General features: G+C 70.7%; 15 protein-coding genes. 6 read left to right on the top strand and 9 right to left on the bottom strand.

What is annotated here, in order from left to right:
• Nucleotides 1-102: 102 nt before the first annotated feature.
• Nucleotides 103-1,083 (bottom strand): cation diffusion facilitator family transporter, encoded by a 981-nt coding sequence (locus EDD92_RS44805; protein WP_260327189.1) that lies wholly within the window; start codon nucleotides 1,081-1,083, stop codon nucleotides 103-105.
• A 112-nt stretch (nucleotides 1,084-1,195) separates the two neighbouring features.
• Between EDD92_RS44805 and EDD92_RS44800 the strand changes: the two genes are divergently transcribed.
• Nucleotides 1,196-2,209, top strand: a complete 1,014-nt coding sequence (locus EDD92_RS44800; protein WP_123969569.1) for a glutathione S-transferase family protein — start codon at nucleotides 1,196-1,198, stop codon at nucleotides 2,207-2,209.
• A gap of 18 nt (nucleotides 2,210-2,227) precedes the next feature.
• The gene (locus tag EDD92_RS44795; RefSeq protein WP_123969568.1) at nucleotides 2,228-2,533 is read left to right on the top strand and encodes a DUF4235 domain-containing protein; all 306 of its coding nucleotides are present in this window, start codon (nucleotides 2,228-2,230) and stop codon (nucleotides 2,531-2,533) included.
• Nucleotides 2,534-2,679: 146 nt separating this feature from the next.
• Here the strand turns inward: EDD92_RS44795 and EDD92_RS44790 are convergent, their stop codons facing one another.
• Together EDD92_RS44790 and EDD92_RS44785 are read right to left on the bottom strand one after the other, a co-directional pair.
• Entirely contained in the window at nucleotides 2,680-3,072 is a 393-nt protein-coding gene (locus EDD92_RS44790; protein ID WP_123969567.1) for a VOC family protein, read from the bottom strand.
• 78 nt (nucleotides 3,073-3,150) lie between these two features.
• Complete coding sequence (locus EDD92_RS44785) at nucleotides 3,151-3,894, bottom strand: TetR/AcrR family transcriptional regulator (protein WP_123969566.1); 744 nt, start codon at nucleotides 3,892-3,894, stop codon at nucleotides 3,151-3,153.
• A gap of 125 nt (nucleotides 3,895-4,019) precedes the next feature.
• On the opposite strand from EDD92_RS44785, the gene EDD92_RS44780 reads away from it, so the two are divergent.
• From EDD92_RS44780 to EDD92_RS44770, 3 genes are all read left to right on the top strand, one after another.
• A complete protein-coding gene (locus EDD92_RS44780; RefSeq protein ID WP_123969565.1) occupies nucleotides 4,020-5,522 on the top strand; it encodes an APC family permease in 1,503 nt (500 codons plus the stop codon).
• 172 nt (nucleotides 5,523-5,694) lie between these two features.
• Nucleotides 5,695-7,329, top strand: a complete 1,635-nt coding sequence (locus tag EDD92_RS44775) for an amidohydrolase (protein ID WP_123969564.1) — start codon at nucleotides 5,695-5,697, stop codon at nucleotides 7,327-7,329.
• Nucleotides 7,330-7,853: 524 nt separating this feature from the next.
• The gene (locus tag EDD92_RS44770; protein ID WP_260327188.1) at nucleotides 7,854-9,584 is read left to right on the top strand and encodes a hypothetical protein; all 1,731 of its coding nucleotides are present in this window, start codon (nucleotides 7,854-7,856) and stop codon (nucleotides 9,582-9,584) included.
• A 43-nt stretch (nucleotides 9,585-9,627) separates the two neighbouring features.
• On the opposite strand, the gene EDD92_RS44765 is transcribed toward EDD92_RS44770, so the two are convergent.
• From EDD92_RS44765 to EDD92_RS44745, 5 genes are read right to left on the bottom strand one after another with little or no spacing between them, the layout of a single operon-like run.
• Nucleotides 9,628-10,878 carry a cytochrome P450 gene (locus tag EDD92_RS44765; RefSeq protein ID WP_123969563.1) on the bottom strand — a complete coding sequence of 417 codons (1,251 nt, stop codon included), beginning with the start codon at nucleotides 10,876-10,878 and terminating at the stop codon, nucleotides 9,628-9,630.
• A complete protein-coding gene (locus tag EDD92_RS44760) occupies nucleotides 10,875-11,480 on the bottom strand; it encodes an ATP/GTP-binding protein (RefSeq protein WP_123969562.1) in 606 nt (201 codons plus the stop codon). Before EDD92_RS44760 ends, EDD92_RS44765 begins: the two co-directional genes overlap by 4 nt.
• Complete coding sequence (locus tag EDD92_RS44755; RefSeq protein WP_030937628.1) at nucleotides 11,461-11,832, bottom strand: DUF742 domain-containing protein; 372 nt, start codon at nucleotides 11,830-11,832, stop codon at nucleotides 11,461-11,463. The genes EDD92_RS44760 and EDD92_RS44755 overlap by 20 nt, the downstream gene beginning before the upstream one ends.
• Nucleotides 11,829-12,239 carry a roadblock/LC7 domain-containing protein gene (locus EDD92_RS44750; RefSeq protein WP_099933429.1) on the bottom strand — a complete coding sequence of 137 codons (411 nt, stop codon included), beginning with the start codon at nucleotides 12,237-12,239 and terminating at the stop codon, nucleotides 11,829-11,831. The genes EDD92_RS44755 and EDD92_RS44750 overlap by 4 nt, the downstream gene beginning before the upstream one ends.
• A gap of 5 nt (nucleotides 12,240-12,244) precedes the next feature.
• Complete coding sequence (locus EDD92_RS44745; protein ID WP_123969561.1) at nucleotides 12,245-13,972, bottom strand: ATP-binding protein; 1,728 nt, start codon at nucleotides 13,970-13,972, stop codon at nucleotides 12,245-12,247.
• A 317-nt stretch (nucleotides 13,973-14,289) separates the two neighbouring features.
• Here EDD92_RS44745 and EDD92_RS44740 point away from each other — a divergent pair, with 317 nt between their 5' ends.
• Nucleotides 14,290-15,516: a CdaR family transcriptional regulator gene (locus tag EDD92_RS44740; protein WP_260327187.1), complete on the top strand. Its 1,227-nt coding sequence runs from the start codon at nucleotides 14,290-14,292 to the stop codon at nucleotides 15,514-15,516.
• Here EDD92_RS44740 and EDD92_RS44735 read toward each other — a convergent pair.
• Nucleotides 15,494-15,970, bottom strand: coding sequence for a GNAT family N-acetyltransferase (locus EDD92_RS44735; RefSeq protein WP_123969560.1), 477 nt, complete (start codon nucleotides 15,968-15,970; stop codon nucleotides 15,494-15,496). The two genes, EDD92_RS44740 and EDD92_RS44735, sit on opposite strands and share 23 nt — an antisense overlap.
• Nucleotides 15,971-15,978: the final 8 nt, after the last annotated feature.

The raw sequence follows: 15,978 nt of genomic DNA, 5'->3' as shown, positions 1-15,978 counted from the left end.
GAACCGGGCCCTCCGCGAGCCGACCGACCGGCCGCTGAACCGGGCCGGAAAAAAATCTTCGTTCGAGGACGCATGAACCGGGTGCCGCCGGGCACGCGTGCGTCAGGCCCCGCCGCGTTCCCCCGTCGCGGCGGGGCTTTCTCGTGCCTCATGGGCCGGCCGGTCTGTGATGTCGAGGAAGATCTCGTCGGCCTCGGGCACGGCGTGCGCGAGGGACCGCTTGATCCGGTCGGCGACCTCCTCGACCTGCTCGCTGTCCAGGCCGGGCATCAGGTCGACGCGGGCGGCCACGAGGGCCGTGTCCAGGCCCGTCTTCATCGTGAACAGCGCCTCCACGCTGTCAATCTCCGACTCGGCCTCCAGCAGGTCCTGGATGCGGGCTGCCGTCTCCGGGTCGGCCGCCTCCCCGATCAGCTGGTCGCGGGCCTCGCGGCCCAGGTGGTACGCGACGAAGACGAGCAGCGCGCCGATCCCGAGCGAGGCGGATGCCTCCCACACCACCTGACCGGTGACCATGTGCAGGGCCATGCCCGCGGCGGCCAGTGTCACGCCGAGCACCGCCGTGCCGTCCTCGGCGACCACCGTGCGCAGCGCCGGGTCGCGCATGCCGTCCGTGCCGCCGCCCTGGCGGCGCACCTGGTGCACGGCCCGCAGCAGGGAAACACCCTCGGCAACGAAGGCGACGCCCAGCACGATCAGGCCCGCGACATAGCCGCTGAGTTTTTCCTCGGCACCGTTCTTCAGGGCTTCGGCGCCCTGGAAGAAGGAGAAACAGCCGCCCATGACGAAGATCCCGACGGCTGCCAGGAGCGACCAGAAGAACCGTTCCTTGCCGTAGCCGAAGGGATGCCGCTTGTCGGCCGGGCGGCGGCTGCGGCGCAGCGCGGCCAGCAGGAAGACCTCGTTGAAACTGTCGGCCACCGAGTGCGCCGCCTCCGACAGCAGCGCCGGCGAGCCGGCCAACAGGCCGCCGACGGCCTTGGCCACCGCGATCAGCAGATTGGCGGCCAGCGCCACCAGCACGGTGACGCGTGTCCTGCGGTCCGCCTTGTCGTCCGAGGATGTCGAGGATGTCCCGCTCACCTTCGCCGACTGCCCCTCTCGTGGCGGCTCACACCGCACAGGCGGAATTCGGGGGAATCGAGGGAATGGGGGGAACCCGGTCATCAGGGAACACGCAACGCAGGGAGGAATCATGGGCGGCGGGGGCAACAGCACCTACGGGCAGACGACGTTCATGCGGTCCAAGAGCCACTTCACGGACCGGATCACGGCCGACGGCCGGGAGGGGTGGCCGGTGGCGGCGGGCCGTTACCGGCTGGTGGCCAGCCGTGCCTGTCCGTGGGCGAGCCGGGCGCTGGTCTCGCGCCGCCTGCTGGGGCTCGAGGAGGCCCTCTCGCTGGGCATCGCCGACCCGATCCAGGACGACCGCAGCTGGCGCTTCACGCTGGACCCGGACGGCCGCGACCCGGTCCTCGGCATCCGCTTCCTCAGCGAGGCCTACGACCGGCGGGAGACGGACTACCCGGGCGGCGTGAGCGTGCCCGCGATCGTCGACGTACCCAGCGGGAAGCTGGTCACCAACGACTACCAGCAGCTCACCCTGGACCTGGCCACCGAGTGGCGGGCACTGCACCGCGCCGGGGCGCCCGATCTGTACCCGTACGCCCTGCGCGACGAGATCGACTCGGTGATGGCGGACGTCTACCAGGACGTCAACAACGGCGTGTACCGGGCGGGTTTCGCCACGGACCAGGAGGAGTACGAGGCCGCCTGCGCCGGTGTCTTCCGCCGCCTGGAGCTGCTGACGCCGCGGCTCGCGCGGCAGCGTTATCTCGTCGGCGACACGATCACCGAGGCGGACATCCGGCTGTTCACCACCCTGGTCCGTTTCGACGCCGTCTACCACGGCCACTTCAAGTGCAACCGCTTCAAGCTCGCGGAGAACCCGGTCCTGTGGGCGTACGCTCGCGACCTCTACCAGACGCCCGGCTTCGGTGACACCGTCGACTTCGACCACATCAAACGGCACTACTACCAGGTGCACACGGGCATCAACCCGACCCGGATCGTGCCTCTCGGGCCGGACCTGTCCGGCTGGCTGACGCCTCATCACCGCGAGGAGCTGGGCGGCCGGCCGTTCGGCGACGGGACGCCGCCGGGGCCCGTGCCGGCGGACGAGGAGGTTGCCGCGCCGGGGCGGCCCTGACCGACGAAGGAGACAGACGTGGCCAAGACGAAGAAGAAGCTGAAGCTGCCCCTCGCCTACAAGCCCCTCGGGTTCGCCATGGGCTGGGCCAGTGGGGCGATCGCCGGGCTCGCCTTCCGCAAGACGTGGATGGCGCTGCGGCACGAGGAGGACGCGCCCGACGCCCTGGACCGCGACCGCGGCTGGGGAGAGATCCTGCTCGCCGCGGCGGTACAGGGCGCCCTGTTCGCCGTGGTGCGCAGTGCGGTGGACCGCACGGGAGCGAAGGCCATCGAGCGCTCGACCGGCGTCTGGCCGGCAGGCGACCAGGGCGGCCGGGACTAGGCGCTCCGCGGGATGTGCGGCGATGTGGCGTCGATCGTCTGCGGCGTCATCGCGGCTGGTCGCGCCCCTGCGGCGGAGCCGCAAATCGACACCGCCCCGCGCCCCTTCAGGGCGCGGGGCGGTCCGCCGGACAGACCCTGAAGGTCTCAGCCCTGCTTGGGCGCCGTCGGTGTGACGCGGCGCAGGGTGAAGGAGTGGCCCGCGGGGTCGGCGTAACCGCGTTCCTCGAAGGGACCGGATGCGTCCTTCGTGTCCAGGGGGCGGCCGCCGAGTTCGACCACCTTGCGCTCCACCGCGTCCAGGTCCTCCACCATGAAGTCCAGATGGACCTGCAGGGAGTTCTCGGGGCGCGGCCAGCTCGGCGGCGTCGCGTTCACATCGCGGCGGAAGGCCAGCCGGGTGCCGTCGGCGCCCCTGATCTCCACGCGGTTGGCGGTCGCGTCCGTCTCCTCGGCCGCCAGCAGCTCCTTGTAGAACACGGCGAGCTTCTCCGGCTCGAGGCAGTCGAGCACCAGATAGCCCGCTTCCACCAGTGGCATGTCTCCTCCGAACGGTCCGGGGCGCGGGACTTCGTGCCCCGCGGCCCTGTACCTCACGGATATCCCGGTCCGGCGGATTCAGTCGGCCGCCGGCCGCTCCCCCGCCTCGTGTGGGCGTGGCCGGATCTCCGCCAGCCGGGCAGCCACCGCGCTCAACAGCAGGTCCAGGGCGGCCGGATAGGAGCTGCGGGGCATGTCGGCCACGAGGTGGCGGGCCGCCGCGGCGATGTGCGGGTGCGTGTCGGCGGGCAGCCGTGCGTAGGTGGCCCGCCACACGGCCGCCTCCGCCTCCTGGGCGGCCTTCGGCAGCGCCATGGTCGCCGAGTCGAGGGCGCCGAAGGCAAGGGACTGGTCGACGAAGGCGTGGTAGATCCTCACCGCATCGGCGTCGGGGAAGCCTGCGTCGCGCAGCACGCCGAGGATGGTCTCGACGGCCTGGATCTCGTACGCCCGCCCGGTCACCCGGTACGAGCTCAGGACGGCCGCCCGTGGGTGGGCGAGGGCGCCCGCGTGCATGCGCAGGCCGAGGTCGCGCAGGTCGGCGCGCCAGTCGCCGGTGGGCCGCCAGCTGCGCAGGGTGCGGCCGATGAGTTCGTCGGCGATCGCGAGCATCAGGTCGTCGGTGTGCCGGAAGTAGCGGTACAGCGAGCTCGGGTCGGCGCCCAGGGCGCGGCCGAGGCGGCGGACGGACAGGGCCTCCGCGCCGTGTTCCTCGATCAGCCTGAGGGCCGTGGCGACGATCAGTTCCTCGGAGAGGACGACCCCCTGCTTGGTGGGGCGTCTGCGCTGCCGGGCGGTGGGCGGGACGACGCGCTCGCTCATGGACTGCCTCCCTGGGTCCGGTGCCCGCACCTTATGACAACACCGTTGACCTGTTAAGTCACCGGGCAGTTTCATGTGCGTTCACCGGGGCCGACCGGGCCCCCAGGTGCGAGCGGAGACCGGCCATGTCCGACCAGCCCTTCGGTGCAGCCCCACCAGCGCGGCCCGCGCTGCGCAAGTCCCTCGGTGTCCTCGACGGCATCGCCGTCGCCGCCTCCAGCACGGCCGCCACCACCAGCATCGGCATCGGGCTCGGCGTCACGGCCGGCGTGGTGGGTCTGCATCTCCCGGCGATCATGCTGCTGGCGTTCCTGCCGGTCCTCGGCATCGCGGGTGCCTTCTCGCGGCTGAACCGGGTGGAGCCGAACGCGGGCAACGGCTATGTCTGGGTGGGCCGTTCGCTCAGTCCGTGGCTGGGCTTCATGGTCGGCTGGGTGAACATCGTGGCGACGCTGGCGTTCCTCGCGTACACCACCGCGGTGACCGGGTCGGCGCTGATCCAGCTCGCCGGTCAGGCCGGGCTGCACCGGGTGGCCGGGCTCGCCCTGGACCCGGGCTCGACGGTGCAGACGACGGCGGTCGGCATCGTGGTCCTGGTCGCGGTCACCCTCACCGCGGTCACCGGCATCCGGACCGCGGCGCGGCTGCAGACCGGGCTGCTGGTCTTCGAGTACGTCGTCCTGCTCGGGTTCTGCGGATACGGCATCGTGCACGGGCCGCACGCCTTCAGCCTGAGCTGGTTCGACCCGTTCGCGATCCCGTCGACCTCGGCGCTCGCCCAGGGAATGCTGCTGTCGGTGTTCTGCTACTGGGGCTTCGAGGCCGCGTTCAGCGTCAACGAGGAAGTACGCGATCCTCGCGACGCCTCCCGCGCCGGGATCATCACGCTGGTCACCATGCTGGCTCTCTTCCTGATCGGCTCGGTTGCCTTCCAACGGGTCCTGTCCGAGCCGGAGTTGGCCGGGCACGGCGCCCAGGGGCTGGCGTTCTTCGGGGACCGGCTGGCCTCCCAGCCGCTGGCCGCCCTCCCCCTGGTGGCGCTGATGTTCTCGGCGGTCGCCTCACTGCAGGCAGGTGTGATTCCGACGGCCCGGGCGATGTTCGCAATGAGCCGGGACCGCACCCTCGGGCCGGTGTGGTCCAAGGTCAGCTCCCGGTACGGGACTCCGGCCGCAGGGACGCTGCTGATCGGCGCGCTCGCGACGGTGATCGCGGCCCTCGCCCTGGTCATTCCGCGGCTCGCGGACATGATCATAGCGACGGTGAGCGCCGTGGGCATCGTGGTCGCCCTGTCGTACGCGCTCACGGCCCTCGCGGCGGCCGTGCGCTTCCGCTCGCTGCTGCGCGAGGACTGGCGCCAGGGCGTACGGGCGGTCGTGCTGCCCGCATTGAGTGCCGTGGCCCTGCTCGGACTCGGCGGCTATCTCGGCTGGTCCTTCTACACCTCCACCGACCATCTCGAACTCCGCGCGGACAACGGCTGGTTCCTGCTCCTGACTCCCCTGGTGATGATCACGTCGGGCTTCGTGGCCGCCGCGTGGGCCAAGTGGGTGCGCAGGTCGCCGTACTTCCGCACGGGCGACGGCACGGACGCGGATGCGCCGCAGCTGCTGCCTACGGCGCCGTAGGCGCCCTACGGAAAGTGCCGCGGTATGCCGTCGATTGGCTGCGGCGCCGTCGTGGCCAGTCGCGCCCCGCGGCGGAGCCGCATGTCGACACAGCCCCGCGCCCCTTCGGGGGCGCTGCCCAACCGCAGCGGATTTCGCCCGAGCTGCTCCGATACCTACCAGGAAAAGGATCATGAACGCAGATCTCCTCTTCACCGGCGGCCCCGTCCTCACCCCCGACGGCCGCACCGCCACCGCCGTGGCCGTCACCGGCGACCGGATCACCGCCGTCGGGCACGACGAGGTCCGCGAACTCGCCGGGCCGCGGACCGAGGTGGTCGACCTGGCCGGGCGGTTGTTGCTGCCGGGCTTCCAGGACGCGCACGTGCATCCGATCCCGGCGGGGCTGGAACTGAGCCAGTGCGATCTGACCGGAGCGCGGACGGCACACGAGACGCTGGCCGTGGTCCGCGCGTACGCCGACGCACACCCCGAACGGGAATGGATCCTGGGCGGCGGCTGGTCCATGGAGGCCTTCGAGGGCGGTACGCCGACGAAGGAACTCCTGGACGCCGTCGTCCCCGACCGGCCGGTCTACCTGCCCAACCGTGACCATCACGGCGCCTGGGTCAACAGCCGCGCCCTGGAACTGGCGGGCATCGGCCGCGACACTCCGGACCCGGCCGACGGACGCATCGAGCGGGACGCGGCGGGCGAGCCGAGCGGCACCCTGCAGGAGGGGGCGATGCAGCTCGTCGGGCGGCTCACTCCCCCGGCCACCGCGGCCGACCGGCTGGCGGCGCTGCTGCATGCGCAGCGCCATCTGCATGCGCTCGGCATCACGGCCTGGCAGGACGCGCTGGTCGGGGACTTCCTCGGCATGGACGACCCCTCGGGGGCGTATCTGGCGGCCGCGCGGGACGGTTCGCTGACCGCTCGTGTGGTGGGTGCGCTGTGGTGGGACCGTGAGCGCGGGGCCGAGCAGATTCCCGAACTGGTCGAGAAGCGGGTCGAGTTGAGCCGCGGCCGGTTCCGGGCCGGCACCGTGAAGCTGATGCTGGACGGGGTCGCCGAGAACGGCACGGCCGCCCTGCTCGATCCCTATCTGGACAAGTGCGGCTGCGCCACCGTCAATCACGGCAAGAGTTTCATCGACCGCGGTCAACTCCCCAAGTACGTGACCGAGTTGGATGCGCTCGGCTTCCAGTGCCACTTCCATGCGCTGGGCGACCGGGCCGTGCGCGACGCCCTGGACGCCGTCGAGGCGGCGCGCGCCGCGAACGGGCCCAGCGACACCCGGCCGCATCTGGCGCACCTTCAGGTCGTGCACCCCGACGACGTGGCGCGCTTCGCCCGTCTCGACGCGACGGCGAACATCCAGCCGTTGTGGGCCGCGCACGAACCGCAGATGGACGAGCTGACCATTCCCTTCCTGGGGGCCGAACGGGCCGCGTGGCAGTACCCGTTCGGTGCGCTGCTGCGCTCCGGGGCCCGGCTCGCGGCGGGCAGCGACTGGCCGGTCAGCAGCCCCGACCCGCTGCAGGGGATCCATGTCGCGGTCAACCGTGTGACACCCGACGGCGACGACGCCCCCGTGTTCCTGCCGGGCGAACGCATCGGCCTCGCCGAGGCGTTGGCCGCGTACACGGCCGGGTCGGCGTACGTGAACCATCTCGACGACACCGGCCGGATCCAGGTCGGCGCGCTGGCCGATCTGGTGGTCCTGGACCGCGACCCGTTCGACGGGCCGACCGAGGCGATCGCACAGACGGGTGTGGCGCTGACCTATGTGGGAGGGGAGGCAGTGTACGCAGCTCATGAGGCATAAGCAGTAACGCACATCACGGCGAGGTCACGCGTAGATCATTTACGCTCTGGGCAGCCTCGTATCGCTTCTCGGTTCAACTTTCGGCCATAGAAGCTGAGTTCGAGGACACGGGTGGCCATTTCGGCCACCCGTTCGCAGGGCCGGGGGGACTCTGCATCGCCGTCTCCCGGAAGGAACCGCATGCCTCAGGACGTCTCGTTCGACCTCCCCTTCGACACTCCCGTCAGCAGACATCTGGAGTACACCCAGGAGCGCCCTCTGCCGGATCCGGGACATGATCCTGTCCGGTGGTCGCACTTGGCCTGACCGCCCGCGACAGTAGGCGATCCACTCCCCTTCCTCGGCCATCGATGCAGCAGCGCCGCCTCTCGCGGTCGTTCGCAGCAGAAGCCCGAGCCGGTCGCATGAGTCCGGCTGTCCGGCGAAGCCGTCGCGGAAGGCACAGACAACCCCTCGGACACGACCGGCCGACCACCACGGTCGATCGATTCCTTTGTCATGTCCACAGCTGATGGGAGACCGTTGTGAAATCTCGAGTCGTAGGTACTGTTCCGCAGGCGTCCGCCGACAGCCTGCTCCCGGCGCAGCCAAGCGCCCAGCTCCAGCCCACGGAGGCGGCCAACGCCCTGGCCCGCCTCTTGGGAAAACGCATCAACGGGAGCACGGAGCAGTACCGAAAGAGCCAGAACGCCGCTCAACAGCGGCTCAACGCCCTCGGATCCCCCCACTCCAGTACCACGCTGCCCTTGCAGGGAGCTCTTCATCTGGCGCGGCCCGCGTTCCTCCCGCCCGACGCGGAGGGCTACGCCAGGCTGAGGCACCTCGACACCAGCTTGCGCGTGATCGAAGCAGCCTTCCCCCAAGTCGGCACCGATATCGAGATATGCAGACTGACCTGCACGATGCTGGAAGGGGCCTGGAGGAGCCGGGCACTCACCCCGCCACGCGAGGAGGAGCAGACCACCGTCTGCTCCTGCCCACTGTGCCGCCGGCTGCCCACACCCCCCGCACGCACCCTTGACGACTACCGTTGGCGGCAGAGCGCGGGACGTCCCCTCACCTCCAAGACCTGGCCCTACCGCCGGGAACTCGACAGCGTCCTGACCGGTGGATGGTCCTGGACCCGGCAGATGAACGACCTCGAACGAGACCTCGGCCACCGCCACCGCTTCGAAGACGACATCCTCGTCTTCCACGAATACAAGCGCGTGATCGACACCATCGACACAACGCGCCTCACCCAACACGTCGAAGAGCGCTTGGCCGAGAACTTCAGCACCAACAGCGCACGGGCCTTGGTCTCCGGACTCTTCGCAGCCCACAAACGGTCCGTCGACGAGTACTGGCTCCAACAGCACCACGCGGGCAGCGTCGTGCTCCCCCAGACCAACCCACTCAGCCAGAGCACCTACTCAGCCCTGCAGATGCTGGACTGCCTGTTCTGGCACGTCGCACCCGACACCGAACTCTGGCAGGAGGAAAACCTCGCCTCCCTGCTGCTGTGCCGCGTCATCGACGACATGGCCGACGTACGAGCCGATGCCCTGACCGGCGAGATCAGCAACTTCTGGCTCGCCGACATGCCCACCCACACCAAGGCCCTCTACGCCGCCTGCGCGATAGCCCTCGTCAAGTACGGCTGCACGCCCGAGGCGCACGACCCGATGTGGAACACCTGGCTGATGACCACCACCATCGTCTGGATGGGGCTCACGGGCCGCCACGCCCTGTGGTTCGACGGCATCACCCAGGGCCTCCCCCCGGCCGAGGACTGCCCGCTGTGCGACCTGCAGCCCAACCCGTGCACCGGCATCCTCACCGACGGCACCACCCTCACCATCGCCCCGCGGCCCACCGCGCCGGCACTGAGCCCCCGGACCGCCGAGCTGTCGGCACGCTGCCGGGCCCAACATCCCCGGACCTGGGCCCTCTTCGACGCCGAGCTCCATGCCTTCGAAGCACTCCACGGCCCCTGGTACGGCAACATCGACACCACGTGGGAGATCTTGCGCCGCACCTACATCGCCGCCGTGGAGGCATCCAGCGCCGCACCGTCCCCGGACCGCGCCCGACAGGTCCAACAGGACTCCGGCGTGGTCGGATCCGAACAGTTCCACACCCTGCACGACCCCCAGACCGGTAGGGAGGACACCACCCTGCTCGCCTACATGTTCGGCTGCGCCCACCCGCATTTCCTCTGGAACGCCACGGGTTACCGTCCCACGAGCGTCGAAGGCGACTGGCTCGACGGCTGACACGGCGCTGCCCGGCCGGGGGTCCGGCCGGGCAGCGGTGGTGTCAGACGGAGAACTCGACCGGCAGGCTGTCGAGCCGGGACTCCCAGGTGGAGGCGGTCGAGGAGAGTTCCTCCGACGGTACGGCCAGGCGCAGGCCCGGCAGCCGGTGCAGCAGGACGTCCACGCCGATCTCGATGATGGACTGGCCGATGTTCTGCCCCGGGCACTCGTGCGGTCCGGAGCTGAACGCCAGGTGCGACTGGTTGCCCTGCACGGCGACGGCCGAGTCGGGCCGTACCTCCGGGTCGAGGTTGCCCGCGGCCAGACCCAGGACGAGCAGTTCTCCCTCCTGGATGTGATGGCCTCCCAGCTCCAGGTCGGCGGCCGCGAACCGGCCCGGCAGCACGGCCAGCGGCGGGGTGTCCCACATGACCTCCTCCACCACGGAGGAGATGTTCAGCTGCCCGCTGACCAGACCGGACAGCCGGGCAGCGTCGGTGAGGACCAGCTGCAGGACCCGGGCCAGCAGGTTGCTTGTGGTGGTGTGTGCGGCGATCAGCACCAGGCGCAGATGGCTGACGACCTCGTCGTGGTCGAGGCCGGCCGGGTGCTCCAGCAGGGCCGTGGCGAAGTCGGAGCCCGGCTCGGCCCGCTTGCGCTCGGCGAGCTCCGAGAGGATCTGCATGATCCGCTCGTTGTGCTCGAGGGCGCCCTCGCCGCCCTTGAAGACCTGGGCACACGACTCGACCAGGCGTAGGCCGTCCGCCGTGGGAAGGCCCAGGATCCGGGTGAGCACGAGCATCGGCAGGTGCTCGGCGTAGTCGGCCACCAGGTCGGCGCGCCCTGCGTCGGCGAACGCGTCGATCTGCTTGTTGGCGAAGTACGTGGCGTGCCGCCGGATGCCGCGGCTGGACGCGGCGAGCAGCCCGTCGGTCACCGCGCCGCGCAGTCGGCGGTGCGGTTCTCCGTCCTGGGAGACGCAGTCGGGCCGCCAGCCGACCATCGGGATCAGCGGGTGCGTCTCCGGGATGCGCCCCTCCCGCCAGTCCCGCCAGATCCGCGCGTCCCGGCTGAACTGGCGGGGGTTGTCCAGCACTCGCCGGTTGTCGCGGTAGCCCAGGACCAGCCAGGCGGGGACGTCACCCTCGAGCAGCACCGGCGCCACCGACCCGTGTTCCTTGCGCAGCCGCTCGTAGATGCCGTACGGGTCGGTCGACGCCTCCGGCCCGAACAGCCGGGTGAGGTCGGCCCCGTGGGCGACGGGGCACCCGCCGCTCGGGGTGTCGGGATCGTTTAAGGGCTGGGCGTTCATCGGGACTCCATTGCGACGGCGGAGCGGTCCTTCAGGTGCTGGATCAGCGCGACGAGCACGTCACGGCTTGAGGCACGGTCGCGGGCGTCGCAGGCCACGACCGGGATGTGTTCGGAGATGTCCAGGGCGTCGCGGATCTCCTCGACCGGGTAGTCCTTGGAGTCGGGGAAGACGTTCAGGGCGACGACGAACGGGACGTCCTGCCGCTCCATCTCCTCTATGGCCCGGAAGCTGGACGCCAGGCGCCGCGTGTCGACCAGGACCACCGCGCCGAGCGCGCCCTTGAACAGGCCGTTCCACAGGAACCAGAAGCGCTCCTGGCCAGGGGTGCCGAACAGGTACAGCATCAGGCTGTCGTTGAGGCTGATCTTGCCGAAGTCCAGGCTGACGGTGGTCTCCGTCTTGTCGGCGACGCCGATGAGGTGGTCGACGTCGGCGCTTGCCTGGGTGAGCGTCTCCTCGGTGGTCAGCGGCTTGATGTCGCTGACGGAGCGGACCATGGTGGTCTTCCCGGTGCCGAAGCCGCCGGCGATCATCACCTTCACCGAGCGGGTACCGCCCCCGCCGGGTGAGCCGGGATGGTCAAAGCCTTTCAAGTCCACTGAGTACCTCCTCAAGGAGCGCGAGGTCGGGCCCGCGGCCGGCGTCGTGTGCCGGGATGGGGTCACGGGCTTCGACGCGGCCTGCCTCGAGCAGATCCGCCAACAGCACCGCAAGAATGTTGAAGGGCAGTCCCAGGTGGGCGCCGAGTTCGGCCACCGACAACGGATCGCGGCAGCGCCGGAGGATGTCCTCGTGCTCGTGCTGCATACCCGGTGCGGGGGCGGCCAGGGAGACGATGAGGGTCGCCACGTCGAGACTCGACGCCGAACCGCCCGGTCCGCTGCGCCCCCCGGTGAGGACGTAGTAGCGCTCGAGACCGGACGGGTCCGTGGGCCTGCGGGGAGCACTCATCCAGAGTGCTCCTCCAGGCGCGGAGTGGTGCCGAGGAGCTCGCCCATCCTCCGGGCCAGGTCCCTCATCTGGTGTCCCAGCAGCCCCTGGTCGAGGCCCTCGCGGGCCAGGACCCCGAGATACGTCTCCACACCGGCCCGTACGACGAAGAGATGCCCGCCGTCGACCTCGATCATCGCCAGCCGCAGCTGCCCCGCGTACCTGGGGAACTGCTCGGCGACGGGCTGGGCCAGCGCCTGCAGGCCTGCCACCACGGCCGCGAACCGGTCCACGTCGTCGGGGTCTTCGGCGCCAAAGGAGGTGATGGCCTTGCCGTCGCTGGAGGCCACAAGGGCGAAGCGGATCTCCGGGATGGACTCCACCAGATCGCGGAGCGCCCAGCTCACGTCGGTTCCCTGTTGCGTCATGTGGACTAGTCGCTCTCTTCAGTGCGGTGCTCGGTGGACCGGCGGCCGAGGGCCACCGTGTCCTCCGTGGTGGACTCCTCGTCTGCCTCGCGGCCGGCGGTGGCAAATGCAGCCAGGCCGGTGAACGAGGCGTCCGGCGGGACGGCGGAGACCGAGGTCTCGGTGCGCTCGGCCGGCTGGTGCCGCGCCGTGCCCTCCTGCTCGTGCCGTTTGCTGCGGCGCCGGGGCAGTCCGCCGGGAGTGGTTTCCACCGCTTCGGAAGGTTCGGCCGTCGACTGGGCGGACGCCGGCACCGGCGCAGCCGCCGCGGGCTGGGCCGCCGGGGTCGACGCAGTGGTCGTGGCAGTCGTCGCAGCAGCCGCGGGGAGCGGGCTGAAGTACTTGTGCGGGACCACTACCACCACCGAGGTACCGAGCCAGGGCGAGTCCGCGAAGGTGACGCGGATGCCGTAGCGGCGAGCGAGGGCGCCCACGACGCGCAGACCGATGTTGGCGTCCTCGGAGATGCCACCGATGCCGGGTCCGGCCGCGGTGCCGGTGAGAGCCTCCTCGGCCTCGCGCTTCTTCTCCTCGTTCAGGCCCTTGCCGGAGTCCTGGATCTCGATGCCGACGCCGTTGGGCACCTCCTTGCCGGAGACGAGCACGGGCTCGCTCGGCGGCGAGTAGCGGGCCGCGTTGTCCAGCAGCTGGGCGAAGATCAGCGTGAGGTGGTCCACCAGGCCGCCGTCGACGCCGAGTTCGGGCAGATGACGGACCTCGACGCGGTGGAAGTCCTTGATCCGGCCGATGCCGCCGCGCACCACGCTGAGCAGGCGCTGCGGCTCCTGCCACTGCCGGCCCGGCCGGTCCGAGCCGCCGAGCACACCGATGCTCGCGGCGAGCGAGTCGGCGGGGCCGAGTTCCTGGTCCAGCTCCATCAGACCGCGGGCGACGGCCGGCAGGCGGCCGTGCTCACCCTGCATCTCGTGCAGCCGGCCGCGGAGCTTGCTGGTCAGCACATGAATGCGGTTGCCGATGCTGATCACGGCCTGCTCGGCGGTGGTGGAGCGGTTGAACTCCTCCTCGACACCGATCAGGGCGGTGCGCAGCACCTTGCGCAGTTCGGCCTGGAGATCGGCGCTGACCTTGGCGCACTGGCCCGCCTCGGGCAGCAGGTCGTCGATGGCGTCACCGGCACGCAACTGCTTCAGCGCCTCGGGCAGTTGCTCGTTCGCGAGCCGGGCCACCGCGTCGTGCTGGTGGGCGAGCTGCTCCTGCCAGACCTCGGCCTGGTCGGCGAGCTGGGCCTCGTACGACTTAGCCTGGTCGGCGAGCCGTCCCTCGAAGGCCCGTGCCTGTTCGGCGAGTTGGGCCTCGTACGTCGAGATCTGCTCCGCCAGCTGCGCTTCGTAGGCGACGGACTGGTCGCCCAGCTGGGCCTCCAGGGAGCCGCGCTCGGCGGCGTACTTCCGCTCCAGGCCCGCGACATGCTGCTGCCACTGCTGCGAGTGCTCGGCCTGCGTGGTGCGGAAGGAGCCCTCGGTGCGGCTCAACTGCGTGCGGGTGCGGATCAGCAGCCGGACGCACACGGCGCTTGCGGCGGTGGCCGCGACGCCCGCGACACCGGCGGCGATTCGCTCGGAGCTCATGAACGTGGCGGCAACTGTCCCGCCTCCTAAGGCCAGCGGCATCAACCACCAGCTGTACCAGGCGACAGGGGCCCGCGCCGCCGGCGGCGGAGTGGCGAGTTCCATCTGCATCCTTAACAAGCAACACGAACGAACAGGGGGGTGTGCAAGGGGGGAGCGCACTGATGCATACGCACCACGGGACGACCGATCGCGATCGAGTCAACTCGCAGCGCCGCACAGGAGCTTATCGGGTTTGAACCCGAAAGGATCAACCTCGAACAGCCGGCGGAAGTGAGGGCTCCGTCACTCTCAGCCAGCGGCCCACACATCGACAAATCCCTTTGCGGACCTGCGAACTTGTCATGTGGTGACAATTCGCATGCCCATACCTGTCCGCCGCTGATAAGCCCTGACGGATTACTGACGGGTATCGTCGCGCCGTGCCGAAGAGAGCCGCTGTGCCGGCGGAGGAGCCGCGCGGTCCGTTCAATGCGTTGCCGGCGGGCCTGCACCACCACCTCAGACCGTTCTTCGCCGACATCACCGAGGAGGTCGTACGGGCGATCAGAACCGAGATCCCCGAGTACGCGCGCCCCGCCGACGACACGTACATGCAGGGTGTGCACCGCGGCGTGGACCATGCGCTGCAGGGCTTCCTGGAGCGGATGGCGAAGCCGGACACGGACTGGGAGCCGGTGAAGGCGACGTATCAGCGCATCGGCCGCGGAGAGGCCGAGGAGGGGCGCAGCCTCGACTCGTTCCAGTCGGCGCTGCGGCTGGGTGCGCGGGTGACCTGGCGGCGGGTGAACGCGCTGGTCGACGCGGATCTGCTGCCGCGCAATGTGCTGGCGGCCTTCGGCGAGGCGCTGTTCCTGCACCTGGACGAGATGGCGGCCGCGACGACCGCCGGCTACACGGAAGCGCGGCTGCACGCGGCCGGTGAGCTGCAGCAGCGGCGCACGCGGCTGCTCGACCTGCTCACCGCGGATCCGCCCGCCTCCGCGGAGGCCATCGCGGAGCTCGCCCACAGCGCACGCTGGCCGGTGCCGCGCGCGCTCGCGGTGGTCGCGGTCGACCACCGCCCGCAGGCGGGGGCGCAGCCGATCGTGGCGCCGGAGTTCCTCGCCCGATTCGACGTCCAGCCGGCCGTGCTGGTCGTGCCGGATCCGGAGGGTCCCGGCCGGGCGCGGGCGGTGGCCGGGGCGCTGCACGGACGACGGGCGGCGATGGGGCCGACGGTGGCCCTGCAGGAGGGGGCCCGTTCGCTGCGCTGGGCGTCCGAGGCGCTGGACCTGGTGCGGCGGGGCGTGCTCGCGGACACCGAAATGGTGCGCTGCCAGGACCACTTGGCCACGCTGCTGCTCCTGCGCGACGACGCCCTGATCGACGCCATGACCGAGCACCGGCTGCGCCCGCTGGAGCAGGTGCGGCCACCGCAGCGCGAACGCCTGGCGGAGACCCTGCTCAGCTGGCTGCAGTGCGGCCACAACGCCAGCGAGGTCGCCGTCCGACTGGCCGTGCACCCCCAGACGGTGCGCTACCGCCTGCGCCAGCTGGACGAGCTGTTCGGCTCCCAACTGCACGACCCCGCGGCCCAGTTCGAAATGCAGCTGGCCCTGCGCGCCCTGGAGCTGCGCCGCGGCGCTACAGGGGCTGGCGGAGGGTGACCGTCATGGCGGCGAAGCCGCCCCGCTCGTAGAAGCGGATGGCGTCCGTGTTCGCCGCGTAGGCGGTCACCTCGGCGTACTCGGCTCCCTGCCGCCTGGCCCAGTCCAGGAACTCCTCCACCAGCCGGTCTCCGGCTCGCGCGCGCCGGTGCTCGGGGCGGACGTAGATGCTGACCAGGGTCGCGGAGGTGACGGTCCGCTTCTCGGTGGGCCCGGTGACGGATCCCATCAGGTGTCCGACGACCTGCCCGTCGTACTCCACCGCGAGGACGAGGCACGCCGGGTCCTCCAGGGCCGCGGCGAACGACCGCGCGCCGTACTCGCGCGGCCAGTCGACGTTCATGCTCCTGTCCCGGGTGCCGCCGTCCTCGGCGAACAACCCGGCGCTGGAGGCGACGAGGCCCGGTATGTCCTCGGCGCGAGCGCGCCGCACGATCACCTGTCGGTCAGTCATGCGCGCAG

Origin of the sequence: Streptomyces sp. TLI_185, assembly GCF_003814765.1 — a bacterium.
In the GTDB taxonomy this organism is placed as follows: domain Bacteria; phylum Actinomycetota; class Actinomycetes; order Streptomycetales; family Streptomycetaceae; genus Streptomyces.
This window is presented reverse-complemented; position numbering and strand designations above follow the sequence as displayed.